The organism is Autumnicola aciditolerans (assembly GCF_041679265.1).
Classification (GTDB): domain Bacteria; phylum Bacteroidota; class Bacteroidia; order Flavobacteriales; family Flavobacteriaceae; genus Autumnicola.
In genome coordinates this window covers 218,059-237,107 of sequence record NZ_JBGFSM010000002.1, presented here as the reverse complement: position 1 = coordinate 237,107, position 19,049 = coordinate 218,059, and the positions used below count along the sequence as shown (strand labels likewise).

The following is a 19,049-nucleotide window of genomic DNA, read 5'->3' as shown; positions in this document are numbered from 1 at the left end:
TTTAGAATTATGGTCGCTCTTATTAAACATTAACTATCTTTAGCCCTCAATACACCTTATTTAAACCTGCATTATTAACTTGAAAAAACATCTCTTTTCCTGCCTTTTCCTTGCCATTACCGCTTTTGGTTACGGGCAAAATAGCATTTCTGTAGAGGCCCGGCTGGATGAGGAAACAGACAGTATTTATATCACTCAGGAGATTTTTTACAAGAATGAAAGCAGGGATACCTTGTCTGAAATTTATCTTAATGACTGGATAAACGCCTTCAGCAGTAAAAGCAGTTATCTGGGCATGCGTTTTTCTGAAGAATTTGTACGTAAATTTCATTTTGCCAGTGCAGAGGAACGTGGCGGTACGGTCATCGATAAGATTTTGAATAAGGAAGGAGATTCTATTGGTTGGATGAGGATACCGGAAAGAATTGATATTATAAAGGTAAGTCCGAAGAAAAAAATTGCCCCCGGTGAAACTTTTCCCATACATCTGGAGTATGCCATCAAAGTGCCTTCAGACCGCTTTACAAGATATGGCAAAGACTCCCAGGGGAATTATAAAATGCGCTATTGGTATATCACCCCTGCAGTTTATAAGGAAGATGGCTGGCGCCTATATAGCCATCAAAACCTTGGGTTGGATTATACTCCTCCGGCCAGTATAGAACTCAACCTGGAAATCCCTTCCTCCTATTATGCTGCTTCCGGTTTAAATACGCTGGATATTTCTTCTGAAAATGGCAGGAAATTCGTTCGAATGGTGGGAGAAGACCGGGTAGAATCTAAACTCTACCTTACCAAATCTTTTGTATTCGAAGATCTTTATGCCTATTCTCATGAAGTGATTACAGATTTGGAGGATGACGATCTTCAACCGGAAATAAAGGCCATTATCCTTAAGCGAATTCTCAAGTACCTGGACACCCAACTGGGAGAATACCCTCATAATAATATTTTTGTTACCCGGGAAGATTACCAAAATAGCCCTATTTACGGGCTCAACCAGTTACCTGGATTTATTCGCCCCTTCCCAGATGGTTTTCAGTATGACCTGAAACAATTCAAAACCATTACCTATAATTATTTACAGAATACTCTGCTCCTGGATCCGCGAAGGGATCAATGGGTTAAAGATGCCATTCTTGTTTCACTTATGATGGATTATGTAGATACGTATTATCCTAAAATGAAGCTTATTGGCAGCCTTAGCGACGTCTTTGGAATTAGGTGGTTTCATGCTGCAGATCTTGAATTTAACGATCAATATCAGTTAATGTACATGAATATGGCCAGGATGAACCTGGACCAGGCTTTAAATACAAGACAGGATTCCCTTATAAAGTTTAATAAAAATATTGCAAATGCTTACAAAGCGGGAATAGGACTGGAATATGTAGAAGACTATTTAGGCAGTGATGCTGTAGAAAAATCTATTCATGCATTTTATCAAAAATATAAATTACAGCCTACCACACAGGAGATCTTTAAAAATATCCTGCAGCAAAACGCTTCTAAGGACATTAGCTGGTTTTTTGAAGACTATGTAAACACCAACAAGAAGATTGATTTCACCATTGGGAAGGTAAGGCGCGAGGGCGACTCCCTGGTGGTCACTGTAAAAGATAAACGCAATACCAGTATGCCCGTATCGCTTTATGGGCTTAATGATGAGGAAATTGTCTACAAAACCTGGGTAGACGGATTTAATAAATCAAAAGAGGTGAAAATTCCGCGGAAGGATATAAAGCGGCTAGCCCTTAATTATGAACAAAAAATCCCGGAGGTAAACCAGAGGAACAATTATGAAGGAGTGACCAAATTACTGGATAAGCCCATACAATTCAGGTTGTTGCAGGATGTTGAAGATCCCAGATACAGCCAGTTGTTCTTTATGCCTGAATTTGATTTTAACTTGTATGACGGCGTTTCGATTGGCCCCAAACTCTACAATAAAACCTTTCTCGATAAAAATTTAAGTTTCAAGATCTCTCCCAAATATGCGTTCAAAAGTGAGACAGTGGTAGGATCAGCTTCTGTGTCTTATACCACCCAGTATGATAATCAAAAGCTATACGCAGTAAGTTACGGTATAGGCGGTACCCGCTTCTCCTATGGCTATAACCTGTTTTACGAAAAATACACTCCTTTTATGGTTTTCGCCTTCAGGAATGAATACCTGAGAAGCAATGAAAGGCAGTATCTCACAATTAGAAATGTTGGAGTACAGCGTGATGTAAATCCTCTCGATCCCGTAGACCAGCCAGATTATAATGTTTTCAACGTGAAATACACTTACCGGAATCCCAATATTGTTAATTATTATTCCGGTTCTGTAGATTACCAGTTGGCAGAGAAATTCAGTAAAATTTCACTTAGCCTGGAATATCGTAAATTATTCAAGAATAACAGGCAGGTAAACCTTCGCCTCTTTGCGGGAACTTTTCTTTATAACGATGTTCAGAAAACAGATTATTTCAGTTTTGCTTTAGACCGCCCTACAGATTACCTTTTCGATTACAATTACTACGGAAGAAGCCAGGGCAGCGGACTTTTCAGCCAGCAAATTATTGTGGCAGAAGGCGGTTTTAAATCTCAATTGAAACCCGCATTTGCCAACCAATGGATCACCACCCTAAACGGAAGTACCAATATCTGGAACTGGATATATGCTTACGGCGATGTTGGATTGATAAAAAACAAATTCACACAACCGCAATTTATGTACGACTCCGGAATAAGAGTAAGTCTTGTTGCAGATTATTTTGAAGTTTTCTTTCCTATATATTCAAATTTGGGATGGGAAATTGCCCAACCCAATTATGATCAGAAAATCCGGTTTATCGTTTCCCTGGATATCAACACCCTCATAAAGCTTTTTACCAGGAGGTGGTACTAAACCGTAATGTCTTCTTTTTTCTCTCCTTCTACTTTTTTATGACTATTGAATAATTCTCAATAATATTCAAGTTACATAGAAGTTAATTTTTTTTTAATTAATATTTATGCGTTTCAGATACAGAAAACATAAAATTATGGAGAATTTATGAATTGTATATAATCATTGTTTTCGCTACATTTGTAATTATTCAAAAACAAGTTCATGCACAGCGAAACACAAACAAAAGATTCCATATCCTTTGAAGATTTTAAGGCAGAAGTCCTTAAGGATTACAAAATAGCTGTTACCAGCAGGGAATGCAGTATCCTTGGAAGAAGGGAAGTGCTCACCGGGAAAGCTAAATTTGGAATTTTTGGAGATGGAAAAGAGCTGCCGCAGTTAGCCATGGCTAAAGCCTTTAAAAATGGTGATTTTAGGTCGGGCTACTATCGTGATCAAACCTTCATGATGGCCATAAATGAACTTACAATCCAACAGTTTTTTGCAGGACTTTATGCCGATACCAATCTGGAAAATGAACCTATGTCTGCAGGAAGGCAGATGGGCGGACATTTTACAACCCATAATCTTAATGAAGACGGCTCCTGGAAAAATTTGATGCAGCAGAAAAATTCCAGTGCAGATATTTCCCCCACAGCAGGCCAAATGCCGCGATTACTTGGCCTGGCCCAGGCCTCTAAAATCTATAGAAAGGTAGAAGGAATTGATTCCGAAAAATTTTCAGATAATGGAAATGAAATTGCCTGGGGAACCATAGGCAATGCCAGTACAAGTGAAGGCCACTTTTGGGAAACCATGAATGCTGCCGGTGTAATGCAGGTCCCGCTGGTAATGAGCGTTTGGGATGATGAATATGGAATCTCTGTACATGCCCGCCATCAAACCACCAAGGAAAGTATTTCTGAAATCCTTAAAGGTTTTCAACGAAATGAAGATCAAAAAGGAATAGAGATAATTGTGGTAAACGGATGGGATTATGTAGCCCTTGTGGAAGCTTACGAGAATGCCGCTAAGATTGCGCGTAGGGAGCATTGTCCAGTCTTAATTCATGTAGTGGAGCTTACTCAGCCCCAGGGGCATTCCACTTCCGGTTCTCATGAACGTTATAAAAATGAAGAACGGCTGGAATGGGAACGGGAGTACGACTGTAATGCGAAATTCAGAGAATGGATTATCGAAAATAATTTTGCCTCTTCAGAAGAACTCGAACAACTGGAAAAGAATATTAAAAAAGAAGTTAGAGAAGGAAAAAAAGAGGCCTGGAACAAATACCTTCAGCCTACCCGTGAAAAACAGAAAGAACTGATAAAGCTTCTTACCAAAGCTGCAGGGAAAAGTTCAAATAAGAATTTCATAATAAAACTTAAAAATGAACTGGCTTCTACCAGAGAAGCACTTAAGAAGGATGTTATTTCTACCGCAAGAAAAGCACTGCGGTATCTTTTAGGAGAAGAATCACCAGAAAAACAGGAGCTTTTAAAGTGGCTGGAAAATTATGCTGAAGGAACCAGCCAGGAATATAGCAGTCATCTTTATCAGCAAAATAATGCAGGTTCACAGGAGACTGCTCCAGAGTATGCCCCTGATGCTCCTGAAGTGGATGCTAGAATCATTCTTAGAGACAATTTTGATGCGATTTTCTCTAGGCGTCCTGAAACCCTCATCTTTGGCGAAGATACGGGAGAAATTGGGGATGTAAACCAGGGATTGGAAGGCTTGCAGGCAAAATTCGGGGAACTGCGTGTAGCCGATACCGGAATAAGGGAAGCCACAATTCTTGGCCAGGGTATTGGAATGGCAATGCGCGGCCTGCGCCCAATTGCAGAAATCCAGTACCTGGATTATGTGATGTATGCACTGCAAACCATGAGTGATGATCTTGCAACACTCCATTACCGCACCAAAGGGAAACAAAAGGCTCCGCTAATTGTAAGAACGCGTGGCCATAGGCTGGAGGGGATATGGCATAGTGGTTCCCAATTAGGTGGATTGCTCAACCTGCTAAGGGGAATGTACATTCTTGTACCCCGAAATATGACCAAAGCAGCAGGTTTTTATAATACCCTGCTTGATATGGATACTCCGGCGCTGGTTATTGAATGCCTGAACGGCTACAGGTTAAAAGAAAAACTACCGGTTAATCTGGGAGAATTTAAAACACCTGTGGGCGTTACAGAAACGGTTAAAGAAGGAGAAGATATTACCCTGGTTTCTTACGGTTCCACACTGCGCATTGTTGAACAAACTGCCAAAGAGCTGGAAAAATTTGGCATTAATCCTGAAGTTATTGATGTACAGTCGCTACTGCCCTTCGATTTAAATCATGATATTGTAAATAGTGTTGAGAAAACCAACCGTTTACTGGTGATAGATGAAGATGTGCCCGGAAGCGCTTCAGCTTACATTTTACAAAAAGTGCTGGAAGAGCAGAATGCCTACAGATACCTGGATAGTAAACCCCAAACGTTAACGGCAAAGGAACATCGCCCTGCTTACGGGTCAGACGGCGATTATTTCTCCAAACCTTCTGCAGAAGATATCTTTGAAAAAGTATATGCTATTATGCATGAAAGCAATCCCGGGAAATTTCCAAAACTAAGGTGATCCAGTTTATATATTTAAAATAAAAAAAAGCCCTGAAACAGCAATTCAGGGCTTTTGCATTATAAGGACGTTATCCAGTTGAATTTCTTTAATTTAAAACCTGCAAAGCAATCATCCACACATCCCTTAGGAACATATCCGCATTCCGAGATAATGCCATTTTCATCCGTATCAAAATAAAGTGTATTTGAAGACTGATTCACTACTAAAAGTTCAGAAATACAGGTTTCATAGAGTTCATCTATAGTCCGCAAAGCCGCTCCTTTTTCATGGGTACCCAGTTCTTCCCCCGTTTCCACATAACTTTCCAGCTCTTCATATACCAACTGCTCATCTGTAAAATTCTGTTGGAAGGCGTGAAATTCCCTTTTCTCAATTTCTCCTTTTATAACAGTTATTTCGGTTTCCTGGCTATAGCCTGTCCACGAAGTAAACTCAATCCTGTACCGGTAATTTTCTCCCTTAGCTGTCTTTAATCCCTGCCATGAACTTTTACTATTTTTGTAGGTAATCCCGCTTTCGCCAGAGATATTCGTTGCCTGGACATCAGGCTCGGAACATGCAAAAAGAAAAATGCAGGCCAGGATGCCCGAAAAAAGGGTAATTTTTTTCATATTATTAATATTAATTAATATGTGAGGATTATTTGTTTTTATAAGATGTAGCTTTAAGAAGATGGTTGCGTGGAAAGTTGTACAAAGTATCTTTAACAGCAAATACAACATCCCCTTTATCAAATAGTTAAAAATAAAAGTAATGGCTAAGGATCAGAAAACTGTAGAAGAAGTTGTTAAGGAGCACGAGCTGTCCGGCAAATATTTTGAAGTTGAAGGAATACGCACCTTTGCTTTGGATTTTGGTAAAGGCGAAGCGGTAGTTTGTGTTCATGGTGTTCCCACTTCTTCTTTTTTATACCGAAAAGTCCTTAAATCCCTTGCTGAAAAAAATTATCGGGCGGTTTCCATAGACCTGCCTGGCCTGGGACTTTCTGCCCGGCCTGAAAATTTTGAATACAATTTTGAAAGCTTTGCAGCTTTTCTTTCCAAAGCAGTACAGGAACTCCAAATTACCAAATTTCATCTTGTAGTACATGATATTGGCGGCCCCGTAGGTTTTGCGATGGCAGCAAAAAATATGGAAAAAGTGCTTTCCCTTAGCATCCTTAATACCTGGGTGGACGTGGTAAATTTTAAAAAACCTCTGCCTATGCGCCCTTTCGAAAAGAAAATTCTTGGCCAAGCCGAATTAAAAATGCTTACCCGCAAAACCTGGCCGCTCATGTTTTCTACACTGGCAGTTTCTACTGCTTCCGGAATTCCGGAGAATGAAATTAAAGCTTATGTAGATTTGCTTAAACGGGAAGATAACGGAAAGGCTTTTCTAAAGATCATGCGCAATTTTGCCAGCTCTAAAGAATTCCAAAACTTATGCCTGCAGGCGGTACAAAATACGCCCTATCCCATTCAGGCAATCTGGGGGAAAGATGATCCCGGCTTAACCTATGAGCGCTATGGAAAAGAAATAAAAGAGTACGCGAATTTAGAAACTATAACGCTGCTTTCCTCCAGGCATTTACTCCAGGAAGAAGTTTGGGAAGAAATCGCTGCTCAAATAGATGCGCTTGCTAAAAAAGCTTATTAACTTACATCCATGCAAGATTAGAAGTTTCCACTTTGTAAAGACTGTAATTCATCAATTTCAGCACCTCTTCATCAACAGCCCTGAAAGAAATATCTCCACCTGCGGTATGAAAAATTAAATTTACAAGCCCCCTCCTTTTATACCAAAAAGGACTTTTAACGCTTACCGCCTGAAGCTTATATAATTCTGAAGTCTGGACGGTTTTATCCCAAACACCATAGGATTTAACAAAAAAATCTTCAGAAAATTCCAGCCTCAGGGATTTGTGCATCAAATAGTTGTAGCTGGTAATTATCACTAAATAAATAGAACTAAACACAGCCCATTCCGCAAAATTCACTTCTGCCATGGCTAACGGAAAAACAAGGCTCAACCCAACGGGGATAAGGCTTATATTAATCCTTCGGAATAAATCTACAGTATGCGGCCGGTAACTTGCAAGGGTAATCTCCTCCCTCCTATGGTACAAAAATTCCTTTACTCTGGAAGCCGCTTCTCCTGTTAAACCGGGAATATTTACTTTGTTTTTTCCTTTTTTGCTTCTGCTGCTGGCCAAAGTGATACGGGCTTCCCATAAGTCCAGTTTTTGCTGAATGGGATTCGTGGTAATACTCAATATTTGCACCCTTCTCGGCTGTAGTCCCACCCTGGTATTGGTTCTAAGTCCCATTTCCAGTAACAGCCGGTCCTTAGTTTGCTTCAGGTTTAGATTGTAATATTTAATAAAAACTTCAGCAACAGTAATTAAAATGCTTAAAAAAAGGAGAACCAGAAATAAAATTCCATAAATAAACGCAGAACCTGTGGGCACCGCTACTTTTCCCGCTGCTTGCAGAAGCATTTCTTTTTCTTCGTTAAAAAGGTTATTCAGCTCATTAAAAATAGTAGAAAAGAAAGCCAGGATAAGCCCAAATCCCCTGAAAAAGTTAGAACTCAAACCAATCTTCAACAAAGTGCTTAAGCTCAGGCGGTATTCCCAGCTACTTTTTTCTTCCGCCTCCTGCTCAATTTCACTATCAGGTTTTACGTGCTCTTTTTTTCTGCTGATGAGGATTTCTGAAAGGGCTTCTGCCTCTTCCCTGTTAATAGCTTTTATTTTAACTTCTTTAGCGGCACTTCCTGCCGTATCTATCACAAGGGAATAAACACCTATTATTCTTTGTAAAATTCCTCTTTCAAAATTCACCTGCTGAATTTTATCAAAAGGGACGGCAAGATAATCTGAAGAAAACACTCCCTTCCTGAGAATAAATTCTTCTTTGGAGTAATCTATATGAAACTGAAAGTTTCGGTAACTAAAATAGCTGTAAAGAACCACCCCCAGCAAAATAACTGCAAAGCTAATGTTTACATAAAGAAGTGGAATCTCTGAGGGCTGTTTTATTAGCAAATAAAACAGCAGCGCCCAAAACATGCGGAATAGTTTATAAAGTGTCCCAGAGAAAATCAACAATACCCCTGCTAGAGACTGTCGCCGAGGGGTACTAAACTCTTCCGCCGTCATCTTCTGAAATTTTCCGGACAAGAGCTTCCTTAAGATTACGGGCAAGTTCAGGCTTAAGTCCGGGAATGGAAATATCGCTGCCACTACCGCCAGCCGTAAATATTTTGAGGGTGGCGATTTTAAAAAGCTTATCTAAAATCCCCCGTGAAATGGAAACATGCTGGATTCGGTTAAAAGATATTACCGTTGTTTTAGTGATAATATAACCGCGCCTGTAAATAATATCCTTTTCACGAAGGCAGTAGCCATAGACTTTCTGCATTTTCCATACATTAAAATATAGAAAACAAAAGATTACAAAAGCAACAAGGGCAATACCCGCGGTTAGCCAGTCTTCCTGCTGGTTGTAAAAAAGAAAAATACAAAAAGCAGCAACGGCCAGCAACCAGCTGCTAAGCTGAATTAAATGTTTGCTGAGCAGCTCCCCCGAAACGGGATTATAAGGAACTTCCTGGAATCCCGGTAAAGAATCCAGTGCGATAATTTCATTTTTAAAGGACTCTCCCTGGTTTATGGAATCCATTTTTTCTCAAAATTCGGTTTTCTTTTCTCCAGAAAAGCATTTCGTCCTTCCTTGGCTTCATCGGTCATATAAGCCAACCGGGTTGCCTCACCTGCAAATACCTGCTGCCCCACCATGCCATCATCGGTAAGGTTCATGGCAAATTTCAGCATTTTTATGGAAGTTGGGGATTTGGCAAGAATTTCCTGTGCCCACTCGTAAGCAGTGTCTTCCAGCTCTTCATGTGGCACTACCTTGTTCACCATTCCCATTTCAAAGGCTTCCTGGGCGGAGTAATTTCTTCCAAGAAAGAATATTTCCCGCGCCTTCTTCTGCCCTACCATCTTGGCAAGATAAGCCGAACCGTAACCCCCGTCAAAACTGGTGACATCGGCATCGGTTTGTTTAAAAATAGCATGTTCTTTACTTGCAAGAGTTAAATCACAAACCACGTGCAGGCTGTGGCCGCCACCCACTGCCCAGCCGGGAACAACAGCAATTACCGCTTTGGGCATAAACCTAATAAGCCGCTGAACTTCCAGAATATTTAAACGGTGCATGCCATCTTCACCCACATACCCCTGGTGCCCACGGGCTTTTTGATCTCCGCCGCTGCAAAAGGAATACACACCGTCTTTAGTGGAAGGGCCTTCTGCAGATAAAAGAACAACCCCTATAGAAGTGTCTTCCTGCGCATCATAGAAAGCATCATAAAGCTCGCTCGTGGTTTTGGGCCTGAAGGCGTTTCTTACATTTGGCCTGTTAAAGGCAATGCGTGCCACCCCATTTGATTTTTTGTAGGTTATATCTTCGTATTCCTTCGCGGTTTTCCATTCAATTTTGGCCATTCTTATATTTTTAAGTAAAAATAAAGCTTTCTCTCTATTTCAGAAAAAACAAACAAAAAAGCCTGCAGATATTGTGCAGGCTTAAATTTTGGTTTTTACTTTATTTTGAATATTTAGCAATCATGGGCTGCAATTGCATTCCCCACTGCTGCCCTATTTCCATTCCTTTTTTGGTAAGTTCAGGAGTAATTGCCACCATTTTCTCACCTACAGGAGTATGGTAAAAAGCAAGTATTTCATCCAATTCGGCTTCACTAAAGTTTTCTACATACACTTCGGCAATTTGGGCGTAGAGATCTTCCATACTGGTTAAAAGCTCTTTTTTAAAAGCTTCGCGATTTTCTTCCGGGATCATTTTTACCACCGGTTCAGTCATTATTTCAAATTGTTGCCCGGAAGTCATTTTAATTAATTTAACCGCTTTTTCCTGTATACTGCTTTCCTGCGAGAAACCATACATGCTGGTTAAAAGTAACACTGCAACAAGAATTATTTTTTTCATTTTTTTTGTTTTTAAAGGTTGAATATTTAAACGAATATAAAATTCTAATCATCTTATAAGTGGTGTGTTCTTATTTATTGTTACAAAATTTTATCTTTACTTCGTTCTAGCATCTTTTTTGATAGTTATTCAAAAAACTGAATTATGAAATCCCGCTTGCTTATATTTTTCTTTTTCCTTGCAGGAATTTTTAATCTTGAAGCCCAGGAATATTGGGATCGCGAAGATTTTGAGATTTCTAACAGGAATGTTTCTTCAGCGCTTATGGAAGTTGGTTTTGCCTGGGTACAGGAAAAACAATTTAACCTTCCCAGCGGGGAATTTATGAATAAAGATCCTTATGAAAGAAGAACGGTGGATTTAAAGGCTATTTTGGCACAGAAGAAGAATGAAAGAGAGCCCACTGTGGAGATAGATTTCAGGTTCCCGGAGAAAAAGAAAAAAACCATTGAAGTAAGCGGTGATACAGATTATGCCAGGGATGATTTTTCCAGAAACTATTATTATCCCTATTCCCGTGGTTTTGGAAACCAAAACTACCTCAGGTATGGTAACCCCAACAACCGGCATTATTCCGATTACCGCAGGATTTATTTTTAAGCATTCTGCTGAAGGTAGATCCCGTCTTCCCTAATATCGATCAGCCGTTGTTTGTATAAATTGCCTGCGGCCCGCTTAAAACTCTTTTTACTCATTTCCAGTAAACGCTGAATTTCTACAGGACTGGATTTATCTGTTAACCTCAAATAACCGTTATTGCGCTTTAATTCTTCCAAGATTGTCTGGGCATTGGGTTCAATACTTCTATAACCGGGACGTTGCAGGGTAACATCAATTTTCCCATCTGGCCTGGTTTTCTTTATAAAACCTTTCATCCTGTCGCCAATATTCAGCTTTTGAAAAATATCGTCATTATAAATAAGGCCCAAATGCAGTTCATTAACAATTACATTATAGCCAAGATCGGTTTTGTTGCTAATGATAAGGTCTACCTCCTCAAAGGGCTCCACGGTCAATTCAGAATTATCAAGAAAGGCATGCACCTTACTGGAAGCTACTAACCGGTCGGTTTCAAGGTCCAGGTAACAAAACACCAAATATCGGTCTCCGGTTTTCATAGGATAGACCTGCTCTTTAAATGGCACAAAAAGATGTTTTTCCAGTCCCCAGTCCAAAAAAGCACCAAAGTCAGTAACCTCTACACATTTCAAAAAAGCGAATTCATCAAGCTTAATTAACGGATTTAAAGTAGTGGCCACCGGCCGCTCCTCGTGGTCTAGATAAACAAAGACTTCTATTTGCCCCTCCAACTCGTACTCTTCAGGAATGTATTTATTAGGAAGCAAAACTTCATTTCCTTCTTCATCCCGTAAAAAGAGACCGGGATCGGTTTCCCTGTCTATCGTTAAAACATGATATTCGCCAATTCTAAGCATAACTTCAATTTAATGGCAAAGGTAGTTATATTTTACAGCTGAAGGAAAAAGAAAAATTCCACAACTTATCGCATAAAATTGAAATATTCCAGCAGCACCTCATCATTTACTTTTCGCGGGGTAAATATTTCCAGCAATTTTGGTTTTTCTGAAAGCTCAAAAAACTGCTCCATCGCTGCTTCTGTTTCTTCGGAAGAAGATGCCTGCCCATATTCAAAACTGTACATTTCGCACAAAGATTTTGCTTTCAGGTGATGAGTGGTCTCAAAATAAGTATCAAAATTTTCGGTGTTCTTATTGCCCGGCAGGATCCTGAAAATTCCGCCGCCGCCATTATTCAGCACAATAATCCTGAAATTTGAAGGTATATAATTGTTCCACAACGCATTGCTGTCGTAAAAAAAGCTCAAATCCCCGGCAATCATCAGGGTTGGTTCTTTGTGCACGCTGGCCGCGCCCACAGCCGTGGAAATACTGCCATCTATCCCGCTGGTGCCGCGGTTACAAAATATCCGCAGGCTTTCCTTCCATTTAAACAATTGCGCATACCTAATGGTAGAGCTGTTTCCCAAATGAAGGATATAATTTTCCGGTACTTTGGGAACAATAAACTGCATGGCTTTAAGATCTGAATACGGAATCTCATCCATATATTCTTCATGCCGGGACTGCCGCTTCTGTTTAACAGCCTTCCAAAAAGCGGCATAATCGCTCTCCCCCTTTACTGTTAACGGAAAAAAATTGCTGAAAAAAGAATTTACCGGAACTTCAAAATGTTTATTCAGGCAGAAGAACGTATTGTACGCTTTTTTAGGATCTACATGCCAGTGCTGCTGCGGATTGTAATTGCGCAGAAAAGCCTTGATTTTTTTGGAAACAATCATGCCGCCAAAAGTAAGCAGGATCTCCGGCTGAAGTTTCCGGAAAAGCGCTTCCCGGTCTTCATCCTTTTCAATAGGCCCGATAATAGTGTCAATTCTTGTGAAAAATTCAGGATGATTTAGATTTGAAGTGGTTTCTGTAAAAACAATAACCGACTCATCCTGTGCCAGCTTTTCCAGAAACTCCTGTTCTACGGCATTGGGCTGCGCCACCCCAACAATAACCATTTTTCGCTTCGCCTTGTTCCATAATCCGGCATAGGCGTGCAACTGTTTTTCGCTATATGTTCTTTCCTTAACTTCCGGCAGAATCTGCAGCGGATTCACCTCTACGTTTTCAACAAGATCGTAAAGCGGTTCATAAAAAGGAACGTTTATATGCACCGGCCCCTTCTCCTCTATGGCTTTGTTAAGGGCGAGATTTACTTCCCGTTCATTGTGGCGCTGGGATTCGAATTGCTTTTGCTGAAGTTTTTTATCGGTCGCTTCAGACTCCAGTACGATTTCAGAATATAAATTTGCAGAGTAAAGGATATGGTTCTGGAACACGTTTTTTTGCCTGATGGTTTGCCCGTCGCCAATATCGATACGCTCCACCGGCCGGTCTGCCGAAATCACCACCAGCGGGATATCGCTGTAAAATGCTTCGGCAATCGCAGGATAATAATTAAGCAAAGCCGAGCCCGAAGTACACACCAAAGCCACCGGTTTTTGTAATTGCTGCGCCATTCCCAAAGCGTAAAATGCCGCACACCGCTCGTCGACAATGCTGTAGGCCTTAATCTGGGGATGGTGGGTAAAACCTATGGTAAGCGGCGCATTTCTGGAGCCGGGAGAAATTACCACATGGTTAATATTTTTCGCCACGCAAAGGCTTACTATAGAACGGGCTACTGGTATTTTTGAATATTTCACAAACAGGTAAATTTTTAGATGACCTCACCTCAAATAAATCAAATTCTGTTTTGATATTAAAAATCTGGGATGGCCGATTCGCCGAGAAACCTCACAGGTTTTTGAAACCTGTGAGGTTTAGTTTCGGAATTTCAAAATTACAAATTCTATGAAAGGAAGAATATGCTTTTACAGCTTATTTCACCAAAACAGATTTCATAGTATGCGACTTATTTACGGTTTCCTCCCACTCGAGGGAAGGATTGGAATCTTTGGTTATACCCCCGCCAATAAAAAGCCTGGCCTTTCCATCTTCAATCTTCATACATCGTAAATTGACAAAAAGGGAGGTACTCCTCGAAATACTTGCATAGGCCTGGTTTTCCTGGTTCCTGCGGTTGCTGTTACGCTTGGTTTCCTTTTTCATGTTCAGCTCTCCCAGGAATCCGGAATAAAATTCGCGGTTATAACCTTCATTTTTTATGATGAAATCCCTGGCCACATCCTTTGGAAGCCCGCAAACGGCAGGAGTAGGATGTAATGTGCCAATAAGCTGTTTTAATGCTGAAGCGCCAGCCTGCAGGGTCCCTTCAATATCTGTGCGAAGATGAAGCAGGTTCCCGGCCCTGGCGGTATGAGCCTGGGATACCTGAAGTTTTTCGGTGGCAATAAGTTCAGAATTCTTTAGGTTCCCCACAATATAATCGGCCACGATTTGCTGTTCCTCTATCTCCTTTTCTCCCCACTGCACCTCTACCGTGTTATGGAAAGCCTGTGTTCCCGCCAGGGCCATGGTTTTAAACCTGTTCCTTTCTACGGAAACCAAAGTTTCGGGCGTGGCTCCCAGCCAGATCCCGGTTTCGGGATGAAACCATAAATACACAAAAGCCGCATCGTATTTTTTAAGGATATTCTTAAAAATTTCAACCACCTTTAACTGCGTTTCCACCTTCTCAGACCTCGAAATCACCACTTTCCTAACTTCTCCAACCTTAATGGCATCAAGGGCTTTCTGCACCAGGTTCTCATGCTCTACCCGTGCCAGTTTTCGCAACTGATTTGGCGGAAAAGGCGGTGCTTCCATCTTCACATTTTTATGCTCTTCTTCAAAAAAATATTCCGTTGAAATTTCATCAGAAACCTCAGCCGGAATTATTAAAGTTTTTTCCTGGTCTTCAAAGGGAGCAAAAACAAATCCGCTCTCCGTAAAATCTTTTACACAGTGGGTTTTAGCCTCCCTTTGCAGCAAAGCCTTTGTTCGCTCTTTTTCTCCATTTTCCCCAGACTTGCGATACGCTACAAATGGAAATCCCTTATCCAGCTGCTGCTCCAGGACCGTAAAAAATTCATCCTTAATCATGCTGCTTCTTTTTTGGTAGTGCTATGGTGGTAAGTTTCACCAAAGATATCAGGTTTTCTTCCTCGTCGGTAATCCTGATGTTCCAGAGCTGGGTGGTACGTCCTTTATGGATAAATTCCGCCCTCGCAAAAACATAACCTTCAGAAACGCTTTTAAGGTGATTGGCAGAAATTTCAATTCCGCGGATAAAAAATTCATCCGTATTCAGAAATACATAACTCGCCATGCTGCCAACGCTTTCTGCCAGGGCCACACTTGCCCCTCCATGTAACACCCCGTCTGGCTGGTGCACTTTTGAGGTTACCGGCATTTTGGCGACAAGATAATCTTTCCCAACTTCGGTAAATTCGATATCAAGAGTCTCCATCAGGGTATTTTTGCACACTTTCCTGGAAAGCTCCAGAATTTCTTCTTTGGTCATAGCAATATTTGGTTTCTTTGTAAAAATACGAAACCACATCAGAAGTATGAGTACCGAAAAGCAGCTTTCTTACCGCGCTACCAATACGTACAGCGTCCTGAACAGTTTTACTTCCAAAACTAAAAACGTATGGCTGGTTTGCCACGGTATCGGATATTTAAGCCGCTATTTCCTAAGGCATTTTACTCATTTGAATCCTGAAGAAAATTACATCATCGCTCCACAGGCGCAATCAAAATATTATCTCAACAACGAATATAAACATGTGGGTGCCTCCTGGCTAACCCGGGAAAATACCGAAGCTGAAATTGAGAATGTTCTGAATTACTTAGATGAAGTTTATAAAGCCGAAAATTTAAGCAATGTCCAAAATTTGAACATTTTGGGGTATTCCCAGGGAGTTTCGGTAGCAACAAGATGGGTTGCACGCAGAAAAATTAAATGCGACAGGTTGATTATGCATTCAGGAAAAGTTCCGCAGGAATTAAAAGCGGAAGATTTCCTCTTTCTGAAAAATACCAGTTTCAGCTTTATTTATGGAACAGAAGACAAATACCTGAAAAAAGGAATTATTGAAGTGGAAGAGAAACGGCTTTATAAACTTTTTCCGCAGAAATTGGAAATTCTTTCATTTGATAGCGGCCATGAAGTGAATACAGAATTGATCTCGAAATTTGCTTAATTTGAGCTATTAGTTTTCTTAACGATCAGTGCAATTTTTGATATATGATTCGCATCGCTTGTAGAGAGTTGAATAATGAGAAAATTCTATGAAACAAAACCACTCTTCTAAAACATCTATTCTTAAAACAATAGGCCCCGGGTTTCTTTTGGCCGGAGCCGCAATTGGAGTTTCCCATCTGGTACAGGCAACCCGGGCTGGCGCAGATTATGGCTTTATACTTTTTTGGGTTTTATTGCTGGCGTGCATCTCAAAATATCCATTTTTGGAGTTTGGCCCGCGCTTTGCCGCAGGTACGGGGAGGCACCTTATTTCCGGCTATAAAAGAATGGGGAAATTTCCTTACTGGGCCTACATCGTGATCACCCTGGGAAGCATGTTTATTATACAGGCCGCCGTTACCATAGTCACGGCAGGACTGGCAGAACGCTTGTTTAAATTTGGCTGGTCTCCGTTTATCTGGAGTTTTATTATCCTTGGCTCCTGTATTGCCCTTCTTCTAATTGGAAAATATCCCGGCCTGGACAAAAGCATGAAAATAATTGTCACTTTCTTAGCTGTTGCCACTCTTGCTGCCGTAATTATGGCTTTTGGGGCAGGAACTGTAGGCCGTGCGCTGGAAACCCGGCCACCTTCATTATGGACCACCGCCAGCATTGGTTTTATGATTGCTTTTATGGGCTGGATGCCTATTCCTTTAGATGCTTCTGTATGGCACAGCATCTGGACCCGGGAGAAATCACTGCAAACAAAACAGCAGGTTTCCATTAAAGGGGCTTTTATAGATTTTAATGTAGGATATTTATCGGCAGCCTTTATCGGACTTCTGTTTTTCCTCCTTGGAGTGCTGGTTATGTTTGGCAGCGGCACTTCCTTTTCAAATAACAGTATCGAATTTTCTGCCCAGCTGGTAGATCTCTACGGAAGGACCCTTGGCAACTGGAGCAAACCCTTAATTGCTGTTGCTGCTTTTATCACCATGTTAAGTACCGTACTTACCGTAACCGATGCTTACCCACGGGTAATTTCAGAATTAAAACATCCTGAAAGGGATAGAACCGAAGAGGTAAAAAACAAATGGCGTATTTACAAATATTCCATTTTTATCATTCCGGCGCTTTCGCTTTCCATACTGTATTTCCTTTCCGGGTCCTTTACGATCCTGGTGGATTTCGCGGCAGGCTTATCTTTTCTCTCCGCTCCCTTCCTGGCCTGGTTTAATTATCAACTGGTTACAGGAGAACAAATGCCTTTAAAATTTCAACCGGGAAAAAATTACAGGATCTTTAGTTTGCTATGTCTTTTATGCCTGGTGATCTTCAATATTATCTATCTATACTATACTTTCCTGTTGTAGAAGCAGCCGGAGATAAAGCATCTTTTTTCATATTAAATCAGTAGTGTCCGGTTAAAGATTTAAAGACCGCTTCACTACAAGAAGTAACCATTTCTTAATTTTAATTTCATATAACATTTACAGGAAAAATTCAATTTTGCTGTGCTCTTTGAGCAGTTTCATAATCATTAGTTTTTGTCGACTTGATTTATGAATGAGCCGTCCTTCGGGGCGGCTTTTTTTTTCAACTTCATCTAAGCATAACATCTGAGTAACATTAACTTAACATAGCCATTGGTTCTTTGCAGCGACAAAAACTAAGAGGTAATGAAATTTAAATGGAAGCTGCTACCGGCTATTTGGCTGTTGGCCTCAACTTGTATTTATGCACAGGAGATTGTAAATAATAGCTTTGGCAATGGCCTTATAAACATCACTGCACGGGATAGTTCCTATAGCCTTAAATTTGCGGCACGTTTCCAGTCTCTCTATACTTCAGAATGGGATTTTCCCGAAGATTACAGCCTTAAAAACGGCAATTCCAATATTCTCATCAGGAGGGCGCGATTAAAATTTTCAGGATTTGCTTACTCTCCAAAGCTTAAATATAAAATTGAACTGGGTCTATCCAACAACGATATATCCGGAGCTTCAGAATATACAGGAAATGCTCCCAGGTATATCCTGGACGCGGTGCTCTTCTGGAATTTTTATAGAAATTTTGAGCTGTGGGTGGGCCAGGCAAAATTACCCGGTAACCGGGAGAGGCTTATTTCTTCAGCCAATATGCAAACGGTAGACCGGTCTCTGGTAAACAGCCGCTTTAATATAGACAGGGAAACGGGAATACAGCTGCACCACTTTTTCTACCTTGGCGAAAATGTGCTTTTTAAGGAAGCAATTTCAGTCTCCCAGGGAGAAGGGCGAAATGTTACCACAGGTAATTTTGGCGGTTACCATTATGCGGCAAGAGCTGAAATTCTTCCTTTTGGCAATTTCAACGACTATTCCGGGGCCGATCTCCATCGGGAAAAAAATCCAAAACTCTCTGTAGGAGCCAGCTTTAGCCATAATGAAGACGCGGTAAGAACCAGATCGGTTGCCGGAGCTTATATTTTGAATGACACCGGATTGTACCATACCAATATCAATACCTGGTTCCTGGATTTGATGTTTAAGTACCGTGGGTTGAATATTCTTGCTGAAGCTGCCAGGCGCACAGCCGATGATCCCGTAGCCGTTAATTCTGACGGCACGCCAACAGGAGAAATTGTGCAGGTGGGCGATGGTTTTAACGTACAGGCAGGCTATGTTTTCAAGAATAATTATGAAGTAGTTGGCCGATATACAGGTATCAACCTGGAAAACAGGTATTTTAACCAGGGCATTGAAAAGCAATATACCCTCGGACTTTCAAAATATATTGTTGGCCATAAACTGAAAGTACAAACAGACCTGAGTTTTAATGATTTTCAGCAAGATGCTGAAGATGGATTAATGTACAGGCTGCAGGTGGATATTCACTTTTAAAAAGCGCAATCT

General features: G+C 40.8%; 16 protein-coding genes. 7 read left to right on the top strand and 9 right to left on the bottom strand.

The features are described from left to right. The first annotated feature begins 79 nt into the window (after positions 1–79). Together AB8M93_RS02800 and AB8M93_RS02795 are read left to right on the top strand one after the other, a co-directional pair. The gene (locus tag AB8M93_RS02800) at positions 80–2,893 is read left to right on the top strand and encodes a gluzincin family metallopeptidase (RefSeq protein WP_373056109.1); all 2,814 of its coding nucleotides are present in this window, start codon (positions 80–82) and stop codon (positions 2,891–2,893) included. A gap of 204 nt (positions 2,894–3,097) precedes the next feature. Further along, entirely contained in the window at positions 3,098–5,500 is a 2,403-nt protein-coding gene (locus AB8M93_RS02795) for an alpha-ketoacid dehydrogenase subunit alpha/beta (protein ID WP_373056108.1), read from the top strand. A gap of 59 nt (positions 5,501–5,559) precedes the next feature. Here the strand turns inward: AB8M93_RS02795 and AB8M93_RS02790 are convergent, their stop codons facing one another. Next, the gene (locus AB8M93_RS02790; protein ID WP_373056107.1) at positions 5,560–6,114 is read right to left on the bottom strand and encodes a hypothetical protein; all 555 of its coding nucleotides are present in this window, start codon (positions 6,112–6,114) and stop codon (positions 5,560–5,562) included. Between the two features lie 142 nt (positions 6,115–6,256). On the opposite strand from AB8M93_RS02790, the gene AB8M93_RS02785 reads away from it, so the two are divergent. After that, positions 6,257–7,141, top strand: coding sequence for an alpha/beta fold hydrolase (locus tag AB8M93_RS02785; RefSeq protein WP_373056106.1), 885 nt, complete (start codon positions 6,257–6,259; stop codon positions 7,139–7,141). A gap of 1 nt (position 7,142) precedes the next feature. Here AB8M93_RS02785 and AB8M93_RS02780 read toward each other — a convergent pair whose 3' ends face one another. The 4 genes from AB8M93_RS02780 to AB8M93_RS02765 form a co-directional block, all read right to left on the bottom strand. Next, the gene (locus AB8M93_RS02780) at positions 7,143–8,555 is read right to left on the bottom strand and encodes a PH domain-containing protein (RefSeq protein WP_373056105.1); all 1,413 of its coding nucleotides are present in this window, start codon (positions 8,553–8,555) and stop codon (positions 7,143–7,145) included. Between the two features lie 70 nt (positions 8,556–8,625). Then, positions 8,626–9,168 (bottom strand): PH domain-containing protein, encoded by a 543-nt coding sequence (locus AB8M93_RS02775; protein ID WP_373056104.1) that lies wholly within the window; start codon positions 9,166–9,168, stop codon positions 8,626–8,628. Next, positions 9,156–9,995: a 1,4-dihydroxy-2-naphthoyl-CoA synthase gene (locus AB8M93_RS02770; RefSeq protein WP_373056103.1), complete on the bottom strand. Its 840-nt coding sequence runs from the start codon at positions 9,993–9,995 to the stop codon at positions 9,156–9,158. The genes AB8M93_RS02775 and AB8M93_RS02770 overlap by 13 nt, the downstream gene beginning before the upstream one ends. Positions 9,996–10,095: 100 nt before the next feature. Beyond that, on the bottom strand, positions 10,096–10,497 hold the full coding sequence (locus tag AB8M93_RS02765) for a DUF2059 domain-containing protein (protein ID WP_373056102.1): 402 nt from the start codon (positions 10,495–10,497) through the stop codon (positions 10,096–10,098). Positions 10,498–10,641: 144 nt separating this feature from the next. On the opposite strand from AB8M93_RS02765, the gene AB8M93_RS02760 reads away from it, so the two are divergent. Beyond that, positions 10,642–11,097, top strand: coding sequence for a hypothetical protein (locus AB8M93_RS02760; protein WP_373056101.1), 456 nt, complete (start codon positions 10,642–10,644; stop codon positions 11,095–11,097). Here the strand turns inward: AB8M93_RS02760 and AB8M93_RS02755 are convergent. The 4 genes from AB8M93_RS02755 to AB8M93_RS02740 all read right to left on the bottom strand — a co-directional run bounded on the left by AB8M93_RS02755 (position 11,094) and on the right by AB8M93_RS02740 (position 15,489). Continuing rightward, the gene (locus AB8M93_RS02755) at positions 11,094–11,933 is read right to left on the bottom strand and encodes a CvfB family protein (protein WP_373056100.1); all 840 of its coding nucleotides are present in this window, start codon (positions 11,931–11,933) and stop codon (positions 11,094–11,096) included. The two genes, AB8M93_RS02760 and AB8M93_RS02755, sit on opposite strands and share 4 nt — an antisense overlap. A 65-nt stretch (positions 11,934–11,998) precedes the next feature. Continuing rightward, complete coding sequence (menD, locus tag AB8M93_RS02750) at positions 11,999–13,729, bottom strand: 2-succinyl-5-enolpyruvyl-6-hydroxy-3-cyclohexene-1-carboxylic-acid synthase (protein ID WP_373056099.1); 1,731 nt, start codon at positions 13,727–13,729, stop codon at positions 11,999–12,001. Positions 13,730–13,904: 175 nt separating this feature from the next. Further along, complete coding sequence (locus AB8M93_RS02745) at positions 13,905–15,068, bottom strand: chorismate-binding protein (protein WP_373056098.1); 1,164 nt, start codon at positions 15,066–15,068, stop codon at positions 13,905–13,907. Then, positions 15,061–15,489: a PaaI family thioesterase gene (locus AB8M93_RS02740; protein WP_373056097.1), complete on the bottom strand. Its 429-nt coding sequence runs from the start codon at positions 15,487–15,489 to the stop codon at positions 15,061–15,063. The genes AB8M93_RS02745 and AB8M93_RS02740 overlap by 8 nt, the downstream gene beginning before the upstream one ends. Positions 15,490–15,535: 46 nt before the next feature. Between AB8M93_RS02740 and AB8M93_RS02735 the strand changes: the two genes are divergently transcribed. The 3 genes from AB8M93_RS02735 (at position 15,536) to AB8M93_RS02725 (ending at position 19,037) form a co-directional block, all read left to right on the top strand. Next, complete coding sequence (locus AB8M93_RS02735) at positions 15,536–16,171, top strand: alpha/beta hydrolase (protein ID WP_373056096.1); 636 nt, start codon at positions 15,536–15,538, stop codon at positions 16,169–16,171. An 88-nt stretch (positions 16,172–16,259) separates the two neighbouring features. Further along, positions 16,260–17,528: an NRAMP family divalent metal transporter gene (locus tag AB8M93_RS02730; protein ID WP_373056095.1), complete on the top strand. Its 1,269-nt coding sequence runs from the start codon at positions 16,260–16,262 to the stop codon at positions 17,526–17,528. A 306-nt stretch (positions 17,529–17,834) separates the two neighbouring features. Continuing rightward, complete coding sequence (locus AB8M93_RS02725) at positions 17,835–19,037, top strand: porin (RefSeq protein ID WP_373056094.1); 1,203 nt, start codon at positions 17,835–17,837, stop codon at positions 19,035–19,037. Positions 19,038–19,049: the final 12 nt, after the last annotated feature.

Coding starts and splice junctions, on each gene's coding strand:
- AB8M93_RS02795 (WP_373056108.1), top strand. CDS start 3,098: ATGCACAGCGAAACACAAACAAAAGATTCCATATCCTTTGAAGATTTT.
- AB8M93_RS02790 (WP_373056107.1), bottom strand. CDS start 6,114: ATGAAAAAAATTACCCTTTTTTCGGGCATCCTGGCCTGCATTTTTCTT.
- AB8M93_RS02785 (WP_373056106.1), top strand. CDS start 6,257: ATGGCTAAGGATCAGAAAACTGTAGAAGAAGTTGTTAAGGAGCACGAG.
- AB8M93_RS02780 (WP_373056105.1), bottom strand. CDS start 8,555: ATGTTTTGGGCGCTGCTGTTTTATTTGCTAATAAAACAGCCCTCAGAG.
- AB8M93_RS02775 (WP_373056104.1), bottom strand. CDS start 9,168: ATGGATTCCATAAACCAGGGAGAGTCCTTTAAAAATGAAATTATCGCA.
- AB8M93_RS02770 (WP_373056103.1), bottom strand. CDS start 9,995: ATGGCCAAAATTGAATGGAAAACCGCGAAGGAATACGAAGATATAACC.
- AB8M93_RS02765 (WP_373056102.1), bottom strand. CDS start 10,497: ATGAAAAAAATAATTCTTGTTGCAGTGTTACTTTTAACCAGCATGTAT.
- AB8M93_RS02760 (WP_373056101.1), top strand. CDS start 10,642: ATGAAATCCCGCTTGCTTATATTTTTCTTTTTCCTTGCAGGAATTTTT.
- AB8M93_RS02755 (WP_373056100.1), bottom strand. CDS start 11,933: ATGCTTAGAATTGGCGAATATCATGTTTTAACGATAGACAGGGAAACC.
- AB8M93_RS02745 (WP_373056098.1), bottom strand. CDS start 15,068: ATGATTAAGGATGAATTTTTTACGGTCCTGGAGCAGCAGCTGGATAAG.
- AB8M93_RS02740 (WP_373056097.1), bottom strand. CDS start 15,489: ATGACCAAAGAAGAAATTCTGGAGCTTTCCAGGAAAGTGTGCAAAAAT.
- AB8M93_RS02735 (WP_373056096.1), top strand. CDS start 15,536: ATGAGTACCGAAAAGCAGCTTTCTTACCGCGCTACCAATACGTACAGC.
- AB8M93_RS02730 (WP_373056095.1), top strand. CDS start 16,260: ATGAAACAAAACCACTCTTCTAAAACATCTATTCTTAAAACAATAGGC.
- AB8M93_RS02725 (WP_373056094.1), top strand. CDS start 17,835: ATGAAATTTAAATGGAAGCTGCTACCGGCTATTTGGCTGTTGGCCTCA.